Source organism: Candidatus Coatesbacteria bacterium (assembly GCA_014728225.1).
GTDB lineage: Bacteria > RBG-13-66-14 > RBG-13-66-14 > RBG-13-66-14 > RBG-13-66-14 > WJLX01.
The window spans coordinates 1-24,208 of the sequence record WJLX01000059.1 but is presented as its reverse complement, the minus strand read 5'-3'; the positions used below and the strand labels follow the sequence as shown (position 1 = coordinate 24,208).

Sequence of the window (24,208 nt, the reverse complement as noted above, 5' to 3'; positions counted from 1 at the left end):
GTCGTGACCGTGGACGCGAAGGCGACCCCTTGCCATCCCCGGCGGGGGGCGTTATCCTTGGCGGGACGACTAAGGGAGCCGCCGTGCCGATGAAACCCGCCCAGTGGCGCAAGCACCTCAAACAGCAGCTCCCGCCGGTCTGCCTGCTGGCCGGCGAGGATCCGGGCCTGCGCCGCCGAGCCCTGGAGCACCTGCGCTCGGCCCTCGGGGGTGACGTCGACGAGGAACACTTCGACGGCGATTTCGATCCCGCCGAGCTGGCCGACGCCCTGCAGACCCTGCCCTTCTTCTCCGGGGCCCGGTTGACCGTCCTGCGCACCGGCAGGTTGACCGGCGAGCGCGCCGAACGGCTGCTGGCGCTGGCCGCAAGGGTCCAGGCCCCCAACTATCTGGCCTTGCTGCTGGAGAAGCTCGATAAACGCTCGAAGCTCTACAAGAGCCTCGCCGAGGTGACGGTGGATTGCTCGGCCCTCGGTGAGGCCGAGCTGCGCCGTTCGGTGCAGTACTTCCTCAAACAGCGCGGCGTCCGGGCCGACGCCGACGCCGTCGAGTACATCCTGCTGGCCGGGGGAAGCAGCGTCGAAAGCCTGGAGAACCGGGTCGAGGCCCTGGCCCTGCTGGTCGGCGAAGGCGAGACCCTGACCGCGGAGCAGGTACGCCGGGCGCTGTCGGCCTCGCCGGATTTCGACCGCTTCGGCCTCTGCGATCTGCTGACCGCCGGACGGCCCGCCGCCGCCGTCGCCCAGGCCCGCATCGGTCTGGTCGCCGGCGAGGAGCCCCTGGCCCTCGTCGGCCTGATTGCCCGTCACTACCGCATCGTCCAGCTCGTCGGCCATCTGCTGCGGTTGGGGCGCTCGGACAAGGAGCTGGGTTCGGCCACGGGCGTTTACTACAAATACCTGGGGCAGTACAAGGCCGCCGCGCGACGGTTGTGCGCCGAGGAGGTCCTCAACGCCCGCCGGGTGCTGACCTCCTTCGACGCCGCCCTCAAGCTCGGCCTGCCCGATCCGCAGACCGCCTTCCTCGAACTGATCTACGTCCTGGCCCGGGGCGGGGAAGCGGGCTGGCCCAATTACCTCGCCGACCTGCCCGGCGCTGTGGATCCGGAGTCGACCGCCGCCGCACCGGCGGTCCTGCGGCCGCAAAGCTGAACAAGCCCCCGGACGGGGTCGGGCGATTAGCCAACGGGTCGGGTCCCCGGACCCGACCCGTTCGACTATCACCGACGATGGGGATGAAGACAACGGCCCACGCTCAGCCCAACGGCAGCCAGGCGACGGTCAGTTCCTCCAACCCCTCCAGGGTCCCCCGGCCGACGAGGTCGACCAGCCAGCCCTCGAGGTCGGCCGCGGCGGGGAAGGCCATCTCGACGCGCACACCGGCGCCGTACTCCAGGGCCTCGCAGCGCCCCCCCAGCTCGTTGACCCGGCTGCGCAGCGCTGCCAGAGCAGCGTAATCCACCACGGCCCGCCAGCGGCGAAAGGGCGCCACCGGGGCGATGCGCGCCGCCTCCAGGGCGGCCCGGGCCGCACCGCCGTAGGCGTCGATCAGGCCCCGAATCCCCAGCTTGGTCCCGCCGAAGTAGCGCACCACGGTGACCAGGGCGTCGACGACCTCACAGGAACGCAGGGCGTCCAGCAGCGGCTTGCCGGCAGTGCCCGACGGCTCACCGGCGTCGCTGCCGAACTCCTCGCTGCGCTCCCGGCCCAGCCGGTAGGCGAAACAGACGTGGCTCGCCCGGTGGTGCTCACGACGCAATCCGGCGACCAGACCGTCGACCTCGTCGCGATCGATGACGGCGCGGGCGGCGGCGATAAAACGCGAGCCGCGGGCGACCAGCTCCGCCGCGCCGGCGGCCGTTAGCAACCGGATCATCATTCCTCACCCCCCAGCTCCCGGGCCTCGTCGAGGACGGCGTCGAGTTCGGCCAGGCTCTCCACCCGGACGATCCGGCGGCGCAGCTCCCGGGCGCCGCGAACCTCACGCAGGTAGTAGAGGGCGAAGCGGCGGATGCGCATCATACCCGTCTTCTCACCGTAATAAGCGGCAAGTCGGCGGCCGTGGCGCCGGGTCCACTCCAACCGGTCGGACCAGTCGGGTTCCGGCGGCGGCTCCCCACCGCGCAGCGCCGCGCTGATACGCCTCGCCTCCCAGGGCGCCCGGATCAACCGCCGACCGACCATTACCCCGTGGCAACCCGTCCGCTCGAGCATCCGTCGGGCGTCCTCCGGTCCCTCGATGTCGCCGTTGCCGATCACGGGGATCCCGACGCTCGCGACCAGCCGCTCGATAGCGCGCCAATCCGCCCGGCCGCCGAAAACCTGCTCCCGGGTGCGGGCGTGGAGGATCAAACAGGCCACCCCGGCACCGGCCAGGGACTCACCCAGGCGCAGGTAGGCCTCGGGAGCGTCGGCGAACCCCAGGCGCAGCTTGGCGCTGACCGGCAACGCGACGGCCTCGACCGTCGCCCGGGCGATCTCGACGGCCAGACCCGGCTCGCGCATCAGGGCCACGCCGTTGCCCGAGCGAACGACCTTCTTGGCCGGACAACCGTAATTGAGGTCGATCGCCTCGTAGCCGCAGGCCTCGACGAAGGCCGCCGTCTGGGCGAAGGCCTCGGGCAGATGACCGAAGAGCTGGCAGGCCACCGGCACGCCGAGTTCCGGATAGGCCCGGGGATACTCGCAACCGGGCAGCCGCCGCCCGCCGTCCAGACCGCATATCATCGACCGGGTCTTGCGGCTGCCCCGGAAGAGACCGTCGGCGGTGATCATCTCACCGTAGAAGGCCGCCGGCTCGGCGTCGGCCAACAGACCGTACCAGGCCGGATCGCTCGTCCCCGCCAGCGGGGCGACCAGCAGCCCGCCGGCCAGGCGCCGCCGGTAGGCCGCGACTTGCTCCCGTTCACTCATCGAGCCGACTGCTCCAGGATCGCTTTCGCGGGTTTGATCAGCGATACGACGTAGGCGGCGGCGCGGTTGTTGCCCGCGTTCACCCGCCAGGGTGAACGCGGAATGCAAGAACCGTGACGCCGCCGGGGGGGGGGCGAAGCTAACGCGCCAGCCACTCCAGGGCCCGGCCGAGTACGGCGACGGCTTCCTCGTCGACGACGGTGTTGACCCAGGCGAAGCTGAAGAAAACCGAACGGTAGCCGGGCTGCTCTACGGCCACACCGCAGTAATCGCCACTGCCCAGATTGCTGAAGACGGGCTCGCCGCGATCGTTGAGTTCCAGTCCGTCACCCCAGCAGCCGACGTTGTAGCGGCTGCCGAAGAGCTCCAGGGACAACCCGGCGTTGATCTCGTGGTAGGGCTCGCCCAGGGCGATCGTGCTGCAGACGTCCCCCGTCCAGCGGGCCACGCCGAGGGCTTCGGCCAGGGAGCCCGCCCCGGCGCTGCCCGAGGAGCGTACCTGATCGAGGTAGTTCTGACTGATCAGCAGCAGGCGGCCGCCGTTGTCCAGATAGCTGCGCAGGTTGCGCCGGTCGGCGGCGCTGAGACAGACCTTGTAGGCGTCGCCGGCGGTGAAGTAGACGACGACCTCGTAGCCGGCCAGTTCGACGGCGGAGGGACCGTTGGCGTGGTGCGAAACGACGCGCAACTCGTAGGGCGCGCCCAGCGTCTCCAGCGCCCCGATGTAGCGCTCTTGGGCGTCGACGCCGAAGCGGTTGCCGTTGTTGGGGCCGTCGTCGTCATCGACCAACAGGATCGGCCCCCTGGTCCAGCCCGAGAGGTCCGGCGGCCTGGGGTAGGTGTCTTCGCTTTCATCGATCTCGTCGACCTCGACGGCCGTCCCGCCGTTTCCGGCGTCCCCGCCGGGCAGGATCTCCAGCACGGCGCGCCAGGGATCGCGGGCCAGATAGACGCGATAGCTCCCCGCGCCGGCGGCGGGGTAGAGAAAGAAGACGGCGTCGTCACCCCGGGCCTCGTAGCCGCCGCCGGCGGCCAGACCGACGGCCTCGGTCAACCGTCCGGCACCCTCCAGCTCGCAATCGTAGACCACCAAGCCGAGGGAGGGGCGCTCGGTCAGTTCCGTCGAGAAGCCGACCTCGGCGGCGGCGTCGAGTTCGAGGACGGCGTAGGTCACGCCCTCCTCCTCGTAACAGCCCGTTCCGACGACCTCAAGGCCCAGGATCGGCGCGACGATCGTCAGTATCAAACACAGCAGGACACGGCTCTTGATCATCGACGGTTCCTCGCTTGCTTGGCGGCCCGGCTCGTCGACCTGTGCCGCCGATTTGGCAATCGCTGCCCATGCTCGTAGTCCCGTCCGGGTTCCGGCCGGGAGACCTTTGAAAAACAGCCTCGTGCGCCGCGGGTGTCCTTCGCGGGCCGGAACCGGCACGGTTTTTGCATCTCGGAGACCGTTACGGCTGATGTTAACGGTCCGCCTCCGCAAAAACCGTGCCGGTTCCGGCCCGCGGGTTCGGCGGAGTTGGTCGGGTGGGGTTTTTTTCAAAGGTCTCCCGGCGCGCTGGGTACGTTGCGGGGTGATTGTAGCAGACCGTGGACTCAGCCGACCAGGGGCGGGGCGTCGTCGCCGTAGCGCAGCTCGAGGGCCTCGCGCAGCAGGGGGTGATCCTCGAGTTCGGGCGCGGCGTCGAGCAGGCCGCGGGCGGTTTCGCGGGCGTCCTCGACGAGGCGGCGGTCGGAGACCAGGGCGGCCAGTGCGGCGTCGGGCATGCCGTGCTGGCGGGTGCCCAGCAGTTCGCCGGGGCCGCGCAGCTCGAGGTCCAGCTCGGCGAGTTCGAAGCCGTCGGTGGAGTTGGTCAGGGCCTTGAGTCGGCGGCGGGCCTCCGGGGTCGGCTCGTCGCCGGAGATCAGGTAGCAGCGGGCGGGATCGTCGCCCCGACCGACGCGGCCGCGCAACTGGTGGAGCTGGGCCAGGCCGAAACGCTGGGCCTCCTCGACGATCATGACCGTAGCCTCGGCGACGTCGACGCCGACCTCGACGACGGTGGTGGCGACGAGGACGTCGAGCTCGCCGTTGGCGAAGCGGCGCATGGCGCGTTCCTTGTCGGCGGCCTCGAGCCGGCCGTGGACCAGGCCGAGTCGCAGTCCGGCCAGCTCGCCCGTGGCCAGCTCCTCGAAGCGGGGCACGGCGGCGACGGGTCCACCGGCCTCGTCGTCGACGAGGGGGCAGACGACGAAGCCCCGGCGGCCGGCTTCGACCTCCCGGCGCAGGCAGGCAAAGGCCTCGGCGGCGTCCTTGCGGCGCAGCCAGCGGGTGGTGACGGGGCGCCTGCCCGGGGGCGCTTCGTCGAGGACGCTGGTATCGGTGTCGCCGTAGATGGTCAGCGCCAGGCTGCGGGGGATCGGCGTGGCGGTCATCACCAACAGGTTGGCCCGCTCGTCGTAGAGCCCGGCGCGCTGGGCGACGCCGAAGCGGTGCTGTTCATCGACGACCACCAGGCCGGGCCGCTGGAGGTTGAAGTCCCGGGAGAGCAGGGCGGTGGTGCCGATCCAGACGCCGGGTTCCCCGGCGGCGGCGGCCTCGGCGTTGAGGCGGCGGGTGCGGGCCTTGACCGAGCCGGTCACCAGGCGGCAAGGCACCTCCAGCGGCTCGAGCAGGCGGCGCAGCTTGCGCTGGTGCTGCCGGGCCAGCACCTCGGTGGGGGCCATCAGGGCGGCCTGGTAGCCGGCCTCGATCACCAGCAGCATGGCCAGCACGGCGACGAGGGTCTTGCCGGAGCCGACGTCGCCCTGGAGCAGGCGGTTCATCGGCCGGGGGCGGCCCAGGTCGGCGCGGATCTGCTCGAGGACGCGCCGCTGGGCGCCGGTCAGCTCGAAGTCCAGGCCCGCGGTCAGGCGCCGGGCCAGCTCACCCGCGGGCTCGATGACCGCCCCGGCGAGTTCGCCCAGGCGGCGCCGCCGCCGCAGAACGGCCAGTTGGAGCAACAGCAGCTCGTCGAAGGCCAGGCGCCGCCGAGCCCGGCGGGGTCCGTCGGGGTCGGCGGGGAAGTGCAGCCCCTCCAGGGCCTCGGCCAGGGGGGGCAGACCGAGGACCGTGCGCTCGGCTTCGGGCAGGTGGTCGACGAGGTCGGGCAGGCAGCGGTCGAGCAGGCGGCGGGCCAGGTGGCGCAGGAAGCCCTGCCCCAGCCCTTCGGTCAGGCCGTAGATCGGCACGATCCGTCCGGCGGCCAGGGGGTCGCTGTCGGCGTCATCGCCCAGGAGCTCGAAGTCCGGGTTGATCAGTTGGCCGCCGCCGTAGGCGTCGACGCGGCCGAAGGCCACCAGTCGCTGTCCGGCGCGCAGGAGGCGCTTGAGGTAGGGGGCGTTGAACCAGGTCAGCAGCAGGGTGCTGGAGTCGTCGGCCAGCAGGGCCACCAACCTGCCCCGGCCGCCCCGCCGGCGGCTGCGTTTGTATTCGACGCTGCGCAGGCGGCCGATGACGGCGATCTCGTCGCCGACCCGGGCCTTGTTCAGCGGGACGAGGCGGCGGCGGTCCTGGTAGTCCCGGGGCCGGTAGGTCAGCAGATCGGCCACACTCTCCAGACCCAGGCGTCGCAGGCGTTCGGCCCGGGTAGGCCCGACGCCCCGGCGTCCGCGCAGGGGCACGGCGGCCAGCCGGGCCAGGGTGGACGGACCGGTCGGCGGGGCGCTGTTGACGGGTTGGGGAGCGGGAGCCGGGTCCTTCCCGGCCGTTCCGACGTCGACGACGGCGGCCCAGCGCCGGGCGAACTCCCGCAGGCGGGCGCTCCTCTCCCGCGGCGCCCGGTCGTCGAGACTGGCCAGGGGTTCGCGCAATGCGGCCAGCCGGCCTTCGGCGAGGACCCCCTCGAGCTCGTCCAGCCAGCCGCTGATCGTGGCCCCCAGCGTCGGCATGCGCGCCGCCAGGGCGAAATCGCTGCGTCGCAGCGCCCTCAGGGGGCCGGCGAGCTTGGCTGCCGCTCTGGCGAGGGCCTCGTTCATTCCAGCAGTTCGGTCGGCTCACTCTGGGGCGGCGTCTTGAGGACCAGGATCCGCAGCGGGCCGTCGCCGGTGTTGCGCCAGGTGTGGGGCAGTCCGGCCGGGCTGTCGACGAGGGCCTCGGCGTCGACCTCGGCCTCCTCGACGCCGACGGTGACGACGCCGCGTCCCTCCAGCAGGTAGAACAGGGCGTCGACGGGGGTGCGGTGCAGGCGCAGCCGCTCCCCGGGTTGCAGGCTGACCAGGGAGACCTGGGCGCGCTCGCCGCGAAAGAGGCCGCGGACGTCGACACCGTGGGGGTTGTCTTTTAGGGGACGCTCGGCGGGCTTGATGATCAGCACAGGGACTCCAGTCTCACGGGGGCGCCGCCGAGTTTACTATGCCTCGACGGCCGGGGCAACCGCACCCGGCAGCGATTGCTGCGCTCACAGGTTGACAGCGGCCATCTTTTCGGTTAGCTTATCCTTTGTATTCACAACGACGCAAGTGTCCTCGACGCCCGGGGCGCACGGCGGGCCGCCGCCCACTGCTCCCGGCGGCTGTGTTTACCGGACCCCACCCGGCAACAAGGAGATCTGAATGAAACGCCTGCTGCTCGTCCTGCTGCTCATCGTCCTGCCGACGGCCGTGGTCGCCGATTCGTGGACGGTGATCGTCTGGTGCAACAACCAGAACAACCTCTATTCCTACGGCCATGACGACCTCAACGAGATGGAGACCTGCGACTACAGCCAGTACGCCGACGGAGTCGACGTCATCTGGTTGTTGGGCACCACCGGGGGCTACGGCAGCCACGAAGCGCAGCTCTACCATGTCGACTACGATCCCCAGTACTACGACGGTGACGAGGGGATGAGCCATGTCGTCTCCACGGAGATCGACGGTCACGGCATCTGGGACGACACCCTGGACATGGACACCGACATCGACGCCTTCGAGAACCTCGTCCAGTGGTGCGTCGACAACTACCCGGCCGATCACTACGCCATCTCGGCCTGGGACCACGGCTCGGGCATCTGGCGCGACGACACCCTGGACTGGATCGATCGCGGCGCCTGCGGCGATCTGAAGATCTGGGAGTTCGAGAGCGCGCTGAAGAACGTCGGCACCTATATCGACATCCTGGGCTACGACGTCTGCCTGCTGGGTCAGATCGAGACCGGCTACCAGATGGAAGACGACGTCGTCGGCATCCAGATCGCCAGCCCGGACTCGGAGCCCGGCGAGGGCTGGGACTACCAGGCCTTCGAGATCTTCCAGGAGGACAGCGACGTCACCCCGGAGGAACTGGCCGCCCGGATCGTCGACGACTACCTGGACTTCTACGGCAGCGGGGTAACCCAGGGCGCCGCTGATGTCAAGAACTGGGACAGTGTGATGTCAGCCGACTGGGACAACCTCTGCCAGTTGCTGTACGACTACTGCTACGAATACGAGTCCGACATCACCGCGGCGCGCAACTCGGCCAGCTACTGGAACACCTCGGAGGACCGCGATCTCTACGACTTCATTAGCGTCCTGGCCGCCGACGGCGACCTGCCGGCTGAGCTGCGCGACGCGGCCGCCGCCGTGGAGAGCAACCTGGAGAGCTACGTGCTGGCCGGCGGGATGCACAACCCCATCGACGGCTCCGGCGGGCTGACCATCTGGTTCCCCACCAACGGCTCCGGCGATTCGAGCTGGACCAGTTACCAGAACAACATCGACTTCTCGGAGACCCTCTGGGACGAATTCCTCGAGATGTACGCCGATCCCTTCCCCGTCGAACCCGTCATGCTGGCCGTCGACGGCGTCAGCTTCGATGATTCCGCCGGCAACGGCGACGGCAAGATCGATCCCGGGGAAACCATCGTCGCCACGGTGACCCTGATCAACAACGGCACCGACACGGCCACCGGTGTCAGCGCCGAGCTGGCCATCGATGACACCTACTTCACCGTCACCGACGGTTCGGCGGATTTCGGCACCATCGCCTCGGGCGGCACCGCCGCCGAGGATTACACCTTCGAGGTCGCCGAGGAATGCCCGCCGCCCTACAACACCTCCGCCGACCTGACCGCCAGCGCCGACGGCGGCTACAGCAACGACTTGACCTTCGGTATCGTCGTCGGCGCCGGCTTCGTCGACGACATGGAGTCCGGCGACGGTCTGTGGACCCATCAGGGCGCCAATGACGAGTGGCATCTCTCCGACGAGGACGCCGTCTCGGGCACTTATTCCTGGAAATGCGGCGACACCGGCTCCGGTGATTACGCCGACGATCAGGAATCGACCCTGACCACGGTGCCGATCTTCATCGACGCCGACCACTACGAGCTGACCTTCCAGACCAGGTACTACGTCGAGTCCGGCTATGATTACGTCTACCTCGAGATCGACGACGGCGGCGGCTGGGAGACCCTCGATACCTACAACGGCAACGAGCTGAGCTGGCAGGAGCTCGAATACAACCTCTCCGATTACGAGGGTTCCGTCGTCAAGCTGCGCTTCCGCTTCTACAGCGATTACAACGTCAACTACGAGGGTTTCTACTTCGACGACTTCTTCATCGATGCGGTCCAGCAGGGCTTCGACGACGTCGTCTTCCGGGCCGACGCCGAAGATGAGGGCGTCCTGTTGAGCTGGAGCGTGGGCGACCCCGCCGAACTCAGCGGCGTCAACATCCTGCGCAGCGACGGCGGCGACTACCTCCGCCTCAACGATAACGCCATCGGCGACCGCCGCTTCCTCGACCGGGGTGTCGAGACCGACGCCAGCTATTCCTACAAGCTGGAGTTGATCGACACCGCCGGGCGCAGCGAGCTTCACGGTCCGATCAGCGTCAGCTTCTGCGCCGCCGACCGCGTCACCAGCCTGGGACAGAACTACCCCAACCCGACCGCCGGCGCCACCACCATCCCCTTCGAGCTGGCCGAGAGCGGCGTTGTCACAGTGCGGATCTACGATCTCGCCGGCCGCCTGGTCACCACCCTCGTCGACGAGGAGCTGGCCGCCGGTCGCCACGAGGTCACCTGGAACACCGCGAGCCACAGCTCCGGCATCTACCTGATCCGCCTCGAGGCCGCCGGTGACACGGCGACCCGTCGACTGGCCGTCACCCGCTAATCCCGTATCAAGAGCAGTCAGGCAGCGACGGGGGAGCTTCGGCTCCCTCGTCGGTCTAAAGCGTTCGTCTCGTCTGCCGGAAGCCGGGGTCGGGAGCGCGGGGAGCTGCCGTCGTCGAGCGGGAGCGCTCGTCCCCCGTCTTGACAGCCGTCACATCCATTGCTAAACTCTGCCTTCAGTATCGGACCCCATAGCCTGCAGCTACCTCCCTATCTTCGCAAACCACCAACCGCCCCGGAGTTACCGGCATCCCGCAACGGCTCCACCGTAGGGCTTCTCCAGCCAACGAGAGAGGATTACGATGGTCAAATCCCAGGACAATAAAACCGCTCTGTTCGTCGACGGCGTCAACATGTTCTACGCTCAGAAGAAGCTGGGCTGGCACCTCGACTACAAGCGTATCCTGCATTACTTCGTCCCCAATCCGGAGAACCTCTACAACGCCTTCTACTACACCGGCGTCCAGCAGCCCACCGAGTCCAAGGAGGAGAACTTCCTCAATGCCCTGACGATGATGGGCTATACGGTGCGGCGCAAGAAGGTCAAGGTCATCTTCGACCTCGACACCGGCGAGGAGGTTCGCAAGGCCAATCTCGACACCGAGATGGTCGTCGACATGTTCAACACCGTCGACAACTACGACCGGGCGATCGTCTTCTCCGGCGACTCCGACTTCGAGCGCGCCCTGGAGCTGCTGCGCACCAAGGGCAAGGAGGTCATCGTCGTCTCGACCCGGGGGATGGTGGCCATCGAGCTGATCAACGCCGCCGATCGCTACTACGACCTGCAGTACCTGCGCGAGGAGTTCGAGAAGCTGCCCGGGACGTAGACCGCGCCGCTACCGACGCTTTCCAGCGCAATCAACCAGAGGCCCCGCGGGGTCTCTTTTCATCGACCCCGCGCTCTGCGCACCGGGCCCGTCACGGTTCTTGCATGCCGAACCCTCCCGTCGCCGGGAGGGTTCGGGCAAGAACGCGCGCCGGGCCCATGGCGGTCTTGCGCCATTCATTCGCCGATGATGATCCGGGGGCGGATGACCCCGGCGCGGATCTGGGTCCGCGGGGCCAGGGAGGCGGTCCGGCCGGCGGCGGCGGCCAGCAGCTCGCGGTAGTCCTCGCGCATGGGGTACTCGCCGAAGCCCTCGGTCAGCAGCAGGCTGAAGGGCGGTTCCTCGTCGCCGGTGAGGGCCACGCCGAGCTCGAGGCCGGAGAAGTCGATCCAGTCGGCGTTGGGGAGGGCGGGAGCCACGACGCCGGCGACGTCCGCCGCCGCGGCGGCCCGCAGGAAGTCCCCGTCGAGAGGTGCGGGACTGACGACGATCCCGGCGGCGTGTTTGACCGTCGGGGTGGCGCCGGGGTCGAGGACACTCAGGCATCCCCAGGCCTCGGCGCCGAAGCCGACGGCGCCGTGCAGGATGGTGCCGCGCCCTTGGAGGGTCACGGCGCGGCCCTCCTCGATCCCGCCGACCGTCCCCTGAACCGCGGCGCACAGGCTGACCGGGTTGAGTTCGTACTGCACGGTGATGGTGCCCTGTTCGGTATCGATGTCCTTGAGGGTGCCGGTCATCTCCTTGTCGGCGACCAGGGTGCGGGTCTGAAAGAGGATCTGGGGGGCGATGATCTGGCCGTGGGAGATGAAATCGCCGACGTTGAGTCGCAGGTGCCGCTTGATTTTGGCCGGTTCGATGCCCAGCCGCTCGGCGACGTTGATGACGTGGGGCTCGCCGTCGTAGTCCTGCAGCTCGCGCACCAGGACGACGCCGCGGGGCTCGATGCGGAAGACCCGGCCGCGGATTGTGGCCGAGTAGTCCTGGGCCTGGGCGACACCCGTCAGGCTGCGGAAGTCGAAGACGCGTTGTCCGGGCTCGATGACGTCGCCCTCCCCGACCAGCAGGCAGCGCCGAACCTCCTCCTCGCTGAAGGGTTCGTGGCGGCCGGTGATGTGGTTGAGGTCGAGGACGAACAGCCGGGGCGGCTCGTAGTTGTTGACGGCGACCTCGTCGCCCGGCTGGACGGTGTCTGCGGGGCGGACCAGGATCCGACCGGGATAGGGCAGGCGGCGCTGGACCTCGAACTCCCCGCGACGGGGTTCTTCGCGCTCGCCGGGCTCGATGGCCGTCTCCACGGGCCAGGGCCGGAAGCTGAAGGCCGAGACCCCCGAGCGGTTCAGCGGATCGCCGAGCTGTCTCGCCGCCTCGTCGGTCAGCTCGTCGCGCCCCCGGCAGTCGAGCAGTACGGGCAGGTCCGTGGCGAGCTGGAACCGCCGCTGCGCGCCGCGCAGGCCCACGCCGCGGTGGGTGGTGATCTCCAGCTCGCCGCCGCGGGCCAGATAGAGCAGCTCGCCGCCGGCCAGCCGCTGGACCTCGCCGCCGCGGACGTCCTCGACGCTCAGGGCGGTCTTGTCGGGTTCCAGACGCCCCGTCGGTGCCACGACGTAGCCCAGCTCGCGCAGGCATTCGCGGCGGAAGAGCCCCAGAGCGGCCTCGGGCAGCAGCGTCGACAGCACGCCCAGGTGGGGGCTCTTGAAGGCCCGGTCCAGGGCCAGTTTGACGATCCCCCGGGGCTGGAAGCCCTCGACGAGCATCCAGAAGGCCTGGACCGGGGTGTCGACGTGGGCGAAGATCCCGCCGGCGCCTATCAGCAGGTCCAACTGCGAGAGCTGCAGCGGTCGGCCCTGCGGGTCGAGGTAGACGTCCTCGCAGCGGTTGCAGGCCGCGTCGCGCCGCCAGCGCCGCCCACCGCCGTCCTCGGCCAGCTCGAAGCCCGTCTGCCGGTGCTGCAGCCAGGCGATCCGCAGGCCTTCGACGGCCGCCGCCCGCTCGATCAGCGCCTCGGCGTCTTTTTGCGGCACGTAGGTCGGGTTGAGCGTCTTGTTGACCAGGTAGTCGCGGGTCGGCTCGGCGGGGAAGTAGTCGGGCAGGTGGCGCAGGATGCTCTCCAGCCCGGCCTCCTTGAGGATGTTGGCCAGGGAGTAGCTCAACCCGATGTTGGCCGCCACGGTGCGCTGGAAGTCGCCGCCCAGCAGGGTGAAGATGTCCGTGGTGGCTCCGCCCATGTCGACGAGGAGCACATTCTCCTCGCTGTCGGCGGTGTGCAGGCGCAGGATGCGCTCGACGCCGGCGGGCGTCGGCAGGATGTCGGCCGCCGTCCAGTCCTTGAGAGCCTCGTAGCCCGGCGCGCGCTCCATCACGTTCTCCATGAACAGCTCGCGCACCTTGCGCTTGGCCGGTTCCAGGTTGAGGGTTTGGAAGTCCGGGCGCACGTTGTCCACCATGTGCAACTCGAAGCCGTCGCCCAAGACCTCGGCGATGAAGCGCCGGGCGTCGCGGTTGCCGCAGAAGACCAGGGGCGGACGGCCGCCGCCGAACTTGGGCTGCGGATCGGCCACCTTGAGCAGCTCGGCCAGCCGCACCACGCTGGTGATGGCCCCGCCGTCCAGCCCCCCGGCCATCAGCACCATGTCCGGGCGCAGCTCCCGAATCAGCCGGACCTTGTCGGCCGCCGACAGCTCGTCGTCGATGGTCAGTGTCCGCAGGATCACCCCGCCGGCGCCGTAGGCCGCCAGCCGGCCGATGCGCCCCGTCTCCACGGCGCTGTTGCCGAAGACCAGCATCTGCAGGCCGCCGCCCGCCGAACTCGTCGTCAGGTAGGGCACCCGCGGACCGTCGTCGTCGAGGAGCGCGACGGCGGAGCTTGCCTGCAAGGCGGCAATCGCCCGGCGCACGCCGACCCGCACATCCTCGACCGGCTTCTCCACCGTCGTCGGCACCTCGGCCTGGGCGGCGAAGCGGTAGCCGCCCGGCCGACGCTCCAGCAGCAGGGCCTTGGTCGTCGTGCTGCCGATGTCGGTCAGCAACAGGTGCCGGGCTTGGTTCAACCGTGTCTCGTTCATCGGGGACCTCGACGGATTTGGGGATTTGACAGGCTGCCCGCCTGGAGACAAAACCGTGAACCGGCCGCCCCGCTCCATGACCAAGGCCGGCTCAGACCCCGCTGCCGCGGCGGGGCTCGCCCCACGCACCAAGCCAGGGGTCCGACGGGTGGTTTTCACAGCCCGTAGATGGCGGTTTGGCGCCGGGCGGGGCCCGGAACGGTTAAGAATAACTATGCCCGGGAGCACCTCGTTGCGATTGACCTAAGGCTACCGGCAAGTTATTTCGCTCAAGGCGGTTAGGCAGCAAATTGGTCTGCTGATCGAACGAGCTGGTTGTGGCGGTTCACCTATGATTATCAGCTGCTCAGGCTGCCGGGTCAGGGGGTTCGCGGCTGCTTGAGCAAACCCCCCGTCACCGCTGGCCCTGAGCATCTTCCCGAACTGACCTCAGAGGATCCAGTGGCGCTTGATGTTGCGCAGGCTGAGCAGGAACAGCAGAACGCAGAAACCGGACAGCGCGGTGAAGTCCAGCCACAGCGGCAGATACAGCCCGCCACCGAGGCCGCCGCGCAGGGCGTCGACGCCGTAGGTCAGCGGCAGGGCGTAGGACAGCGGCCGCAGCCAGACCGGAAGCTGGGCCAGGGGCAAAAACAGCCCGCAGAGGAAGAGCATCGGGAAGCGCAGGAAGTTGGAGAAGGTCTGGGCCTCGAAAACCTCGCTGACGCTGACGGCGACGAACAGCCCGACGAGGGCCGCCGAAAAGGCGATCAGCAGGATCGCCGGCCCGACGACCAGCCACTGGACCGGGCCGACGTCGGTCAGGATGAAGCCCAGGCCCAGCGGGACGGCGGAGTTGAGCACGCCGAACAGCACCGCGCCGCCCAGCTTGGCCAGCATCAACCCCTCCAGGGGCAGCGGGGCCAGCAGCAGACGGTCGAAGGCCGCCACCCGTCGCTCGAAGGTGATCGTCACCGCCAGCATCGAGGTGGTGCCGAAGAGAATGCTCATCGCCGTCACCCCGGGCAGCAGTCGGACGATGTCCAGTTCGCCGCCGGAGCGCAGAAAGAACATCAGCGTCCAGGCCAGGGGAAAGACCAGGCCCCAACTGATGTTGGGTGGCTTGAAGTAGTAGGCCCGCAGGTCCTTGCGCAGGATGGCCCAAAAGGCGCTGCGTTTACCCACGACCGCCCCCCTTCTCGCGGACCGCCTCCCCGCCTTTATTCCCGGTGACGGCGATGAAGACCTCCTCCAGGCTGGGGCGCAGCCGCCGGGCCTCGAAGACCCGCACACCGTGGGTCGTCAGCAGGGCGGTCAACGGCGCCAGCTCGATCCCGTCGAGGCTGCTGACCCGCAGCCGTCGCCCCGGCAGGATCCGCCACTCCAGCAGGGGGAAGGCGTGGCGCAGGATCGGCAACAGCGCCGCCGGCTCGGTGTCCAGCTCCAACTCCAGGCTCTGACGCCCCTCGGCGTCGGTCAGCAGCTCGGCCACCGAAGCCAGCCGGACGATCCGACCGCGGTCGATGAAAGCCGCCCGGTCGCAGAGCCGCTCGGCCTCCTCGAGGTAATGGGTCGTCAGGAAGATCGTCGTGCCCTCCTCGCCCAGGCCGGCCAACAACCGGCGGATGTCCCGGGCGTTGGGCACGTCGATCCCCGTGGTCGGCTCGTCCAGAAACAACAGCCGCGGCCGGTGGATCAGGGCCGCGGCGATGCACAACCGGCGTCCCATCCCCCGAGAGTAGCCGCCGAAGGGCCGCTCGGCGGCCCCCTCCAGACCGAATCGCTCCAGCAACTCCGTGGCCCGCCGCCGGGCCTCCCCGCGCTCCACGCCGTAGAGCGCGGCGCAGAACTCCAGATTCTCCCGCCCGCTGAGTTCGTTGTAGAAGTTGTTGCCGTCGGCGACGACGCCGAAAAGATGCTGGGCCGCCTTGAGCCGGGCGGTGTAATCCTCGCCGTAGTAACGGATCCGGCCCCCGTCGGGCCGCGCCAGGCCCGTCAACAGCTTGATCGTCGTCGTCTTGCCGGCGCCGTTGGGACCGAGGAGGCCGAACACCTCGCCGGGGCGAACGGCGAAATCCACCCCCGCCACGGCGACGACCGCGCCGAAGCTCTTGCTCAGGCCCGCGACCTCGACCGCCGCTGTTGTCGACTCGCGCAATCCGTACCTCACTCGTGTTGTCTTACGATTGGAGCCGCCCCGGAAAACCGCTCCTGAGCTTGTTTACCGCTGATCACACCCTCCCCGCCCCGGAACCGGCACGGTTTTTGCGGAGGCGGACCGCTATCGTCGCTCCAACGGTCGCCGAGATGCAAAAACCGTGCCGGTTCCGGGGCGGGCGGCTTGGTGACGGTTTCGCTGGAGCGGTTTTCCGGGGCGGTCCTGCGGCTGGAACGCGGTGCTCGGTGTTCGGCTCCTCGACCCGGTCCTCTTCGATGTAGCTCATCCCCGTTCGGCCACGGGCATTGCGTTGCGAACCAGTCGGGTAGCGCGGGAAAGAGGTGGATTCGTAGCTGAAGGTTTTCGAAGCGATACTGATACTCGCCGTCGGGGTCTCCAATGATCGATGATCGGCGCTGTAGGCCTCCGGCGGGCCAATAACCAGTGCTCGCAGTGGGAGCGGTGGGCGTCGCCGGCCGGACGCCGTCGGCCGCGCGGGGGATAGGTCTCCAACTGCGGCGGCAGACCGGTGAAGGACGGCTCGTCGGTCGAAGCATTGCGCCTGCTCGATGGCTCCCGACGGAGCTAATCCGGTAGTAATCCGCCGCTTCCATCCGCGGGTCGCCGACGGTTGAACAGTGGCCTGCGGCCTTAGTTCACCGGCGGAAGCGCTGTTCAGCCCGGGAAGCCCGGCCGACGGCTGGATTGAACTCACCCCGTTCACCACCGAGTTCATCTTTCAGCAGTGAAAATGGCCCGGACAGGTGTAAATACTCGTTGAAGGAACGTCTCGGGCTTATTCGCGGCTGAACGGCGGTTAGGCGAACAGCCCCGACAGTTCATTCCCCATCCTCCTCCGGCGAAAGCTGGCTTCCCGGCAGGGCGGGCCGTCCGGTGTAGGGTTCCAGGCCGAGGTGGTCGAACAGTTCGCCCAGGGAGAAGCCCTCGAGGCGGCAGTCCACCCGGGTCACGGCGCGGTAGCTGGCGCGGTCCTCCGGGGTGGGGGTGGCGCTGAGGACTTCGCGCAGCAGGGCGGCCTCCTCTTCGGTCATGCCCTCGGCGAGGTGTTCGGTCAGCCAGTCGTCTTCCTCTTCGTCCTCGTCGCCTGCGGCGGGTTCGGCGTCCTCGGCGTCTTCTGCGTCCTCCTCGGGTTCGATTTCCTCGACCGCGGTCCCGCGCACCTCGACGGTGATACGCTCGGTCAGGGTCAGATACTCGGCCAGCTTGGGTTCGGAGACGAGGGGCTCCTCTTCGCCGGGAGGCGGTCCCAGGTTGAGGACGGTGCTCAGCTCGGCGGCGAAGCGCCCGGGGGCGCGCAGTTCGGCTTCGTGTTCGGCGGCGCCGACATCGGAGCGCGCCGTGGAGCGGCTGTGGTACTCCATCTCGCCCTGATGCTCGTAGGTCCAATCCAGGTCGAAGTCCCGGGCCAGCCAGCCGTCCATCAGGGTTTGGAAGCGCTCGAGGGCGGCGGAATCGGCCCGGCGGGCCAGCCCGGCCAGCTTGACCGTCAGGGCGTAGTCGATGCTGTCGCTGCTGGAGGAGGCCTCGGCCACGGCGTAGAGTTGGGGGCCGAGGAGGTCGTCGACGATGACGTCGCCCTCGGGGTGATCGTCGATCAGGCGTCGCAGGACCTCGACGGCCTCGTCGGCCTTGTCCTGTTCTAGGAGGATGCGTCCCCAGAGCAGCATCAGGTCGTCGACCAGCTCCTCGTCGTGGCGGGTGTAGGCGTAGGTCACCAGGCCGAGGGCCCGCTCGAGATCGCCGGCGGTGCGGGCCTCCTCGGCCAGTCCGAGGAGGCGGGCGGCCTCGTCGCTGGAGAGGGAGCCGAAGAACAGGCGGGCCTCGACGCCCTCGACGACCTCCTCGGTGCGGATGTTGAGCAGTACGGCCAGGGTGCCGGCGGCCAGGGCGGCGGCGACGATGATGACGATCTTCCAGGTCTTGCGCGACTCCACGGCTGACCTCCGGGCGGGTGATGTCGGTTGCGAGAGTAACTATCATACAGGAGACGCGGGTTCCCTAGCAAGCGCGCGGGCCGTCCTTCGTGCTAGAATGCAACCCATGAGCGACGAGGTGCCAGTGTTGCCGGAGCGTCCGCCCTACCTCGAGGTGGCCCTGCCCCTGGATCTGGGCGATCCGTTGACCTACCGCCTGCCCCGGGGGATGGACGCCCGGCTCGGGGCCCGGGTTCACGTGCCCCTGGGCGGTCGGGGGGAGGTGGGCTTCGTCGTCGGCGTGACCGCGGAGCCGCCGCCGGGTCTCGAGCCGGCCAAGGTCAAGGCCGTCCGCGGGGTGATCGACCGCCGGCCGTTGATCGACGCCGAGCGGCTGGAGCTGGGCCGCTGGCTGGCCGAGTACTATCAGGCGCCCCTCGGGGCGGCCCTGGACGCCATGCTGCCCGTTTCCTCGCGCACCCGGCGGATGTACGGCTGGGGTCCGGCGGGTCGGCCGCTGGAGCTCGTCGGGCCGGCCCTGGAGCTGTGGGATCGCCTCGGCGACGGCCCGCTCAACCGGCGGGCCCTGCTCGATGGACTGCCCAAGGAGGCCGCCGCCGAGCTGAACCGTCTCGTCGAGACGGGGCACCTGCGGAGCTGGGACGAACCGCTGGCGCCGAAACTCAAGACCAGAGAGCGCCTGGCGGTGCGCCTGACCGACGGGCTGCCCGACCTCGATGAGCTGGCGGACAAGGCCCCGGCCCAGGCCCGGCTGCTGGCGGCCCTCGAGGCCCACGGGGCGCCGGGGGAATACGTTTGGGCCGCCGACGCCTGCCGCTGGGCCGACACCGGCCATTCGACCCTCCACGCCCTGGAGCGCCGGGGCTGGGTCGAGTCGGCCCGGTTGGAGCGCCTGGGCGTCGACGAGGGCGACGACGCCGGCCACGATTTGAATAACGAGCAGGCCCGCGCCGTGGGGCGGGTCTGCTCCGCGCTGGGTTCCTGGTCGGCCTTCCTGCTGCGCGGAGTCACCGGGTCGGGCAAGACCGAGGTCTACCTGCGGTGTGTCGCCGCGGCCCTGGAGCGCGGACGGGGCGCCATCGTCCTGGTGCCCGAGATCGCCCTGACCGCCCAGTTGGCCCGGCAGTTCGGCGCCCGTTTCGGCGACGCCGTGGCCCTGCTGCACTCCCGCCAGGGTCCGGCGCGGCGCCGGGGCGAGTGGTTGCGGCTCTACGAGGGCCGGGCCCGGGTGGCCCTGGGGCCGCGCTCAGCCGTTTTCGCGCCAATCAAAGACCTGGGCCTCGTCGTCATCGACGAGGAGCACGAGGACGCCTACAAGCAGGCCGAGGTCCCCCGCTACCACGCCCGCGAGGTCGCCGCCCGGCGCTGCCGCCTCAACGATTGCCCCCTGCTGTTGGGGTCGGCCACGCCCAGTATCTGGAGCGCCCACCTGGCCCGGGAGGGTCGGTTGGAGACCCTGGAGCTGACCGAGCGCGTCGACGGCGCCGCCCCCCCCGCCGTCCAGCTCGTCGATCTGCGCGGTCGCGAGGCCGAAACCCTCGTCCCGCCCGAGCTCTCCACAGCCCTCGGCGAGGCCGTCAAGCGGGGTCGCCAGGGGATCGTGCTGCTGAACCGCCGGGGTTACGCCGCCGGGTTGCAGTGCGAACGCTGCGGCTTCATCCCCGTCTGCGGCCAGTGCAACGTGCCCCTGGTACTGCATCGCACCGGCAACGAGCTGCGCTGCCACCACTGCGACGCCGTCGAGCCGCTCCCGCCCCGCTGTCCGAGCTGCGGCGGCACTGGAACCCTGGCGCCCCTCGGCGTCGGCACCGAGCGCATCGAGCAGGAGCTCAACCGCCTGCTGCCCCTGGTGCGGGTGGTACGCCTGGATTCGGACACCGCCCGGGGCTCCGGGGGACACGAGGGCGTGCTGGCCCGCTTCGCCGCCGGGCAGGCCGACGTTCTGCTGGGCACCCAGATGGTCGCCAAGGGCTTCCACTTTCCCCGGGTCACCGTCGTCGGGGTGTTGCGCGCCGACGCCGGTCTGGCCCTGCCCGATTACCGCGCCGCCGAGCGGACCTTCAACCTGCTGACCCAGGTCATCGGCCGGGCCGGACGGGGCTTGTGGCCGGGTCGGGCGATCATCGCCGCCCATCAGGCCGAGCACTACGCCGTCGACTGCGCCGCCCGGGGGCGTTACGCCGAGTACCTGGAGGCCGAGCTGGATTTCCGGCGCCGGGCCCTGCTGCCGCCCTACGTCCGGCTGGCCTCCCTAGTGGTCAGCGCCGAGGCGGCGCCGCAGGCTCACGGCGCCGCCGTCGATCTGGCCGACGAGCTGGGCGGCCTGCTGGCCGAGCACTATGATCGGCGGCGCTATCGGCTCCTCGGCCCGGCTCCGGCGCCGTTGGAACGAGTGCGCGGCCGCTGGCGCTTCCAGTTGCTGCTCAAGGCTTCCAGCGGGGAGATCCTCAAGCGGGTCTTGAAGACGGCCCGGGACAGCGCCCGGGGTTGGTCCAAGCCGCACCTGGCCGTGGATGTCGATCCGGTGAGTCTGATGTAGCGACGGCTCGTCCGTTGATCCGGATAACGCCGGTTCAGGCAGGGCGGACCCGGGGATCAAGCCCCGCGGACCGCCCGGCGTGGTTGATCTCTACAACGGCTGGGTCAGCTTCCCGCTCCCTGCTGGAGACGGGGCCGGGGTGAGGGGGGAACGGCTGATCGTGGCGAGGGCGGGAGCTTCCACTCACGCCCCCGCCTTGGATGCTTATCCGAATCGCGACCCCTTCAGCAAACGCGGACGAGCTTATCATCCCGTTCCGACAGGGGGGATACGACCTTGCCGCGACGGCCCCGGGGAGGCCTCCCCCGGGGCCGCGGTATGTATACGCCACCTTCGCTCAGTCACTCTCCTCGGGCCAGCAGACATCCAGCTCGCGAACGGCCTGAACCTCGTCGACGCGGCGCACCGGCGCCGTCCAGGGCGCCCCGTGGAGCAGCTCCGGATCAGCGGGCGCCTCCTCCTCGATGATCTGGCGCAGCGCGGCGGCGAAGGCCTCGAGGGTCTCCCGGGTCTCCGTCTCCGTCGGCTCGATCATCCAGGCCTCGGGCACGATCAGGGGGAAATAGTTCGTCGGCGGATGGAAGCCGTAGTCGATGATCCGCTTGGAGAGGTCGAGGGCGCTGAGCCCGGTCTGCTCCTTGAGCTCCCTGGCGCTGACGACGAACTCGTGCATGCAGGTCCGGTCATGGGCCGGCGGCAGCAGGTCCTTGATCAGGGCCAGCAGGTAGTTGGCGTTGAGGACGGCGTGGGCGCTGACGTTCCTGAGGCCCTCCAGACCGTGGAAACGTAGATAGGCCCAGGCGCGCAGGTTGACCAGGAAGTGGCCGTAGAAGGCGTTGAGCTTGCCGATGGAGTCGGGACGGTCCCAGTCCAGGGTCCAGCCCTCGCCGTGCCGCTCGATAGTCGGCACGGGCAGGTAGGGCGCCAGGTGCTCCTTGACCCCCACGGGTCCGGAGCCCGGGCCGCCGCCGCCGTGGGGCGTGCCGAAGGTCTTGTGCAGGTTGAGGTGCACGGCGTCGAAGCCCATGTCGCCCGGACGGATACGGCCCATCAGGGCGTTGAGGTTGGCGCCGTCGTAGTACAACTGGCCGCCGACGGAATGCACCAGCTCGGCCACCTCGAGGATGTGCTCCTCGAACAGGCCCAGTGTGCTGGGATTGGTCAGCATCAGGGCGGCCACGTCCTCGCAGAGCAGTTCCTTCAGCGCCGCCGGGTCGACGTTGCCGCGCTCGTCGGAGGCCACCTCGACGACGTCGTAGGAGCACATCGTCCCCGAGGCCGGGTTGGTACCGTGGGCCGAATCGGCCACCAGCAGCACCTTGCGCGGGTCGCCCTGGGCGGTATGGTAGGCCCGGATCATCTTGATGGCGGTGAACTCGCCCTGGGCGCCGGCGGCGGGCTGCAGGGTGTAGCGGTCCATCCCCGTGACCGCGCTCAGCATCCGCTCCAGCTCGGCCAGGATCTCCAGGGCCGGTTGCCAGAGCGCTTCGGGCAACAGGGGGTGCAGGGCGTTGGGTCCGGGCAGCTCGGCCACGGCGTCGGCGATCTTGGGATTGTACTTCATCGTACAGGACCCCAGGGGGTAGAAGCCGACGTCGACGTTATGGTTGAGCTGGGACAGCTTGACGTAGTGCCGGACCAGGGTCGGCTCGTCGACCTCGGGCAGCGCCGGGGGCTTGTTCCGCCGCAGGCCGGCGGGGATCAGTTCGTCGATTGGTTTGGCGGGCACGTCGACCGCGGGGGGTCGATAGCCGCGACGACCGGGGGTCGAGTGGGCGTAGATCGCGGGCTCGATCGGCTGTTGCGGGCGCTTGTCGGCCATCAGAGCACCTCCTCGAGGGCGGCGGCCAGGTGGTCGATCTGCTCCCGCGAGCGCCTATCGGTAACGGCGACGAGGAGGCAGTCGGCGTAATCGTCGTAGAAGCGGGCCAGGGGCAGGCCGGGGATGAAGCCGACGGCGGGCAGTTTCTCCCAGGCCGCGGCGGCCCCGCCTGCGGGCAGGCGCAGGGCGAACTCGTTGAAGAAGGGCGAGGCGGGGAAGCGCAGCTCGACGCCGGGCAGCTCCGTCAGCTTGTCGGCGGCGTAGTGGGCCTTCTGCAGATTGAGCTCGGCCAGCTCGCTGATGCCCCGCGGGCCGAGCAGAGCCAGGTTGATCTCGGCCGCCAGGGCCATCAGGGCGTTGTTGGTGCAGATGTTGCTGGTGGCCTTCTCGCGGCGGATGTGCTGCTCCCGGGTCTGCAGGGTCAGGGCGTAGCAGGTCTTGCCGTCGGCGTCGACGGTGCGGCCGACGATCCGGCCCGGCATCTTGCGCGCCAGCTTCTTCGTCGCGGCGAAGAAACCGACGAAGGGCCCGCCCCCCGCCGGTGTGCTGCAGACGGGCTGACCGTCGCCGACGCAGATGTCGGCGCCGCAGGCCGCCGGGGTCTTGTAGAGCGCCAGGGCCAGCGGTGTGGCCAGCTGGACCGCCAGCGCCTTGCTCTTTTCGTGGACCAGCTCCCAGATCGCTGTCGGATCCTCGACCACGCCGAGGAAGTTGGGGCTGGCCAGGAAAACCGCGGCTACCCCGCCGTCCAGCAGATCCTCCAGGGCGGCGAGGTCCGTTTTGCCGTCGCCGTCCAGGGGGATTTCCTCCAGCATGGTGCAGCGGCCGTCGGCGCAGTCCAGGTCGCCGACGTAGGTGGCGATGGTCCGCCGGTAGAGGGGATGCAACCCCCGGCTGACCAGGACGCGGTTGGCCTTGCGCACGTTGCGCGCCGCCAAAGCCGCCGCCTCGCCCGCCGCCGAGGCCCCGTCGTAGATGCTGGCGTTGGCGATATCCAGGCCCGTCAGACGGCAGATCGAGGTCTGGAACTCGTAGATCGTGGTCAGGGTGCCCTGGCTGATCTCCGGCTGGTAGGGGGTGTAGGCCGTCTGGAACTCCGGTCGGCCGATCAAGCGGCCGATGACGCTGGGGAGGTAGCTGTCGTAGACCCCGGCGCCGAGGAAGCTGATGTAATCGGGCGCCGTGATCCGTGCCGCCCGCTCCAGCAGCTCCGGCTCGCTGAGCGCCGGAGGTAGCTCGATCGCCGGATCCAGCAGCCTCTGCGGCAGGTCCCTGAACAACTCCGCCGTCGAGGACGCCCCGATGCGCTCCAGCATCAACCGGCGGTCCTCGTCGGTGTGCGAAAGATAGTCCATCTGCTTCTCCGTGGCTGACTTGAGGTTGTCGTAGTGGAATCGCGGGGGTAAAAAAAGGGGTGCGTCCGACCTTATCACCAGCAAGATTACGACGGGAAGCGGTGAAAAAGCAAGACCCGACGACACCGCCGGGGGAGGTGCGTCCTTGCGGCGAAGCGCCGGGGGGTGCTATAGTTATCTCGTCACAAAAGCTTACCGAATGCACACCGTAGGAGGAACGATGAAACGGCTGGTAGGTCTTTTATTTACTCTGTGCCTGCTCCTCCCCGCCTTTGGCGACGAGGCCAACCAGACCGACTGGAGCGGAGGCGACGGCGTGCCCGGGCCGGTAACCGACTGGGGCGACCAGTTCGATACTTCTACCGATATCAACTGGTCGGGAGTTCCCGGCGAAATCGGTTTAAGCAGAGCGGTTCTTGACCCGACGATAGAGCACAGCGTTGACGGCGGCTTCGACGGCGCCTATTCGGTTTACGCCGCGGATGTGGACGGCGAC

16 protein-coding genes are annotated in these 24,208 nt (G+C 69.2%); 5 read left to right on the top strand and 11 right to left on the bottom strand.

Translation table 11 applies throughout. The annotated features are described in order from the left end of the window. The first annotated feature begins 89 nt into the window (after window positions 1-89). Window positions 90-1,151, top strand: a complete 1,062-nt coding sequence (gene holA, locus GF399_04650; protein ID MBD3399602.1) for a DNA polymerase III subunit delta — start codon at window positions 90-92, stop codon at window positions 1,149-1,151. 103 nt (window positions 1,152-1,254) lie between these two features. Here the strand turns inward: holA and GF399_04645 are convergent, their stop codons facing one another. From GF399_04645 to GF399_04625, 5 genes are all read right to left on the bottom strand, one after another. Beyond that, window positions 1,255-1,878 (bottom strand): hypothetical protein, encoded by a 624-nt coding sequence (locus GF399_04645; GenBank protein ID MBD3399601.1) that lies wholly within the window; start codon window positions 1,876-1,878, stop codon window positions 1,255-1,257. Further along, window positions 1,875-2,912, bottom strand: coding sequence for a hypothetical protein (locus GF399_04640; GenBank protein MBD3399600.1), 1,038 nt, complete (start codon window positions 2,910-2,912; stop codon window positions 1,875-1,877). Before GF399_04640 ends, GF399_04645 begins: the two co-directional genes overlap by 4 nt. 139 nt (window positions 2,913-3,051) lie before the next feature. Then, window positions 3,052-4,185, bottom strand: a complete 1,134-nt coding sequence (locus GF399_04635; protein ID MBD3399599.1) for a hypothetical protein — start codon at window positions 4,183-4,185, stop codon at window positions 3,052-3,054. 326 nt (window positions 4,186-4,511) lie between these two features. Continuing rightward, complete coding sequence (recG, locus tag GF399_04630) at window positions 4,512-6,911, bottom strand: ATP-dependent DNA helicase RecG (GenBank protein ID MBD3399598.1); 2,400 nt, start codon at window positions 6,909-6,911, stop codon at window positions 4,512-4,514. Further along, window positions 6,908-7,249 (bottom strand): cupin domain-containing protein, encoded by a 342-nt coding sequence (locus tag GF399_04625; protein ID MBD3399597.1) that lies wholly within the window; start codon window positions 7,247-7,249, stop codon window positions 6,908-6,910. Before GF399_04625 ends, recG begins: the two co-directional genes overlap by 4 nt. 238 nt (window positions 7,250-7,487) lie before the next feature. Between GF399_04625 and GF399_04620 the strand changes: the two genes are divergently transcribed. Both GF399_04620 and GF399_04615 read left to right on the top strand, forming a co-directional pair. Next, window positions 7,488-10,013, top strand: coding sequence for a T9SS type A sorting domain-containing protein (locus tag GF399_04620; GenBank protein ID MBD3399596.1), 2,526 nt, complete (start codon window positions 7,488-7,490; stop codon window positions 10,011-10,013). 301 nt (window positions 10,014-10,314) lie between these two features. Next, window positions 10,315-10,842 (top strand): NYN domain-containing protein, encoded by a 528-nt coding sequence (locus GF399_04615; GenBank protein ID MBD3399595.1) that lies wholly within the window; start codon window positions 10,315-10,317, stop codon window positions 10,840-10,842. A 176-nt stretch (window positions 10,843-11,018) separates the two neighbouring features. On the opposite strand, the gene GF399_04610 is transcribed toward GF399_04615, so the two are convergent. The 4 genes from GF399_04610 to GF399_04595 form a co-directional block, all read right to left on the bottom strand. Further along, on the bottom strand, window positions 11,019-13,982 hold the full coding sequence (locus GF399_04610) for a hypothetical protein (GenBank protein MBD3399594.1): 2,964 nt from the start codon (window positions 13,980-13,982) through the stop codon (window positions 11,019-11,021). Between the two features lie 351 nt (window positions 13,983-14,333). Beyond that, window positions 14,334-15,068 carry an ABC transporter permease gene (locus GF399_04605; GenBank protein ID MBD3399593.1) on the bottom strand — a complete coding sequence of 245 codons (735 nt, stop codon included), beginning with the start codon at window positions 15,066-15,068 and terminating at the stop codon, window positions 14,334-14,336. Beyond that, on the bottom strand, window positions 15,061-16,041 hold the full coding sequence (locus GF399_04600) for an ATP-binding cassette domain-containing protein (GenBank protein ID MBD3399592.1): 981 nt from the start codon (window positions 16,039-16,041) through the stop codon (window positions 15,061-15,063). The genes GF399_04605 and GF399_04600 overlap by 8 nt, the downstream gene beginning before the upstream one ends. Window positions 16,042-16,880: 839 nt before the next feature. Then, window positions 16,881-17,996, bottom strand: a complete 1,116-nt coding sequence (locus GF399_04595; protein MBD3399591.1) for a hypothetical protein — start codon at window positions 17,994-17,996, stop codon at window positions 16,881-16,883. A gap of 106 nt (window positions 17,997-18,102) precedes the next feature. On the opposite strand from GF399_04595, the gene priA reads away from it, so the two are divergent. After that, window positions 18,103-20,535: a primosomal protein N' gene (priA, locus tag GF399_04590; GenBank protein ID MBD3399590.1), complete on the top strand. Its 2,433-nt coding sequence runs from the start codon at window positions 18,103-18,105 to the stop codon at window positions 20,533-20,535. 337 nt (window positions 20,536-20,872) lie between these two features. Here priA and GF399_04585 read toward each other — a convergent pair whose 3' ends face one another. Beyond that, window positions 20,873-22,357: an aminomethyl-transferring glycine dehydrogenase subunit GcvPB gene (locus GF399_04585; protein ID MBD3399589.1), complete on the bottom strand. Its 1,485-nt coding sequence runs from the start codon at window positions 22,355-22,357 to the stop codon at window positions 20,873-20,875. Beyond that, window positions 22,357-23,712, bottom strand: coding sequence for an aminomethyl-transferring glycine dehydrogenase subunit GcvPA (locus GF399_04580; protein MBD3399588.1), 1,356 nt, complete (start codon window positions 23,710-23,712; stop codon window positions 22,357-22,359). The genes GF399_04585 and GF399_04580 overlap by 1 nt, the downstream gene beginning before the upstream one ends. A 220-nt stretch (window positions 23,713-23,932) precedes the next feature. On the opposite strand from GF399_04580, the gene GF399_04575 reads away from it, so the two are divergent. Continuing rightward, on the top strand, window positions 23,933-24,208 hold a 276-nt coding region (locus GF399_04575), incomplete at its 3' end, for a hypothetical protein (GenBank protein ID MBD3399587.1).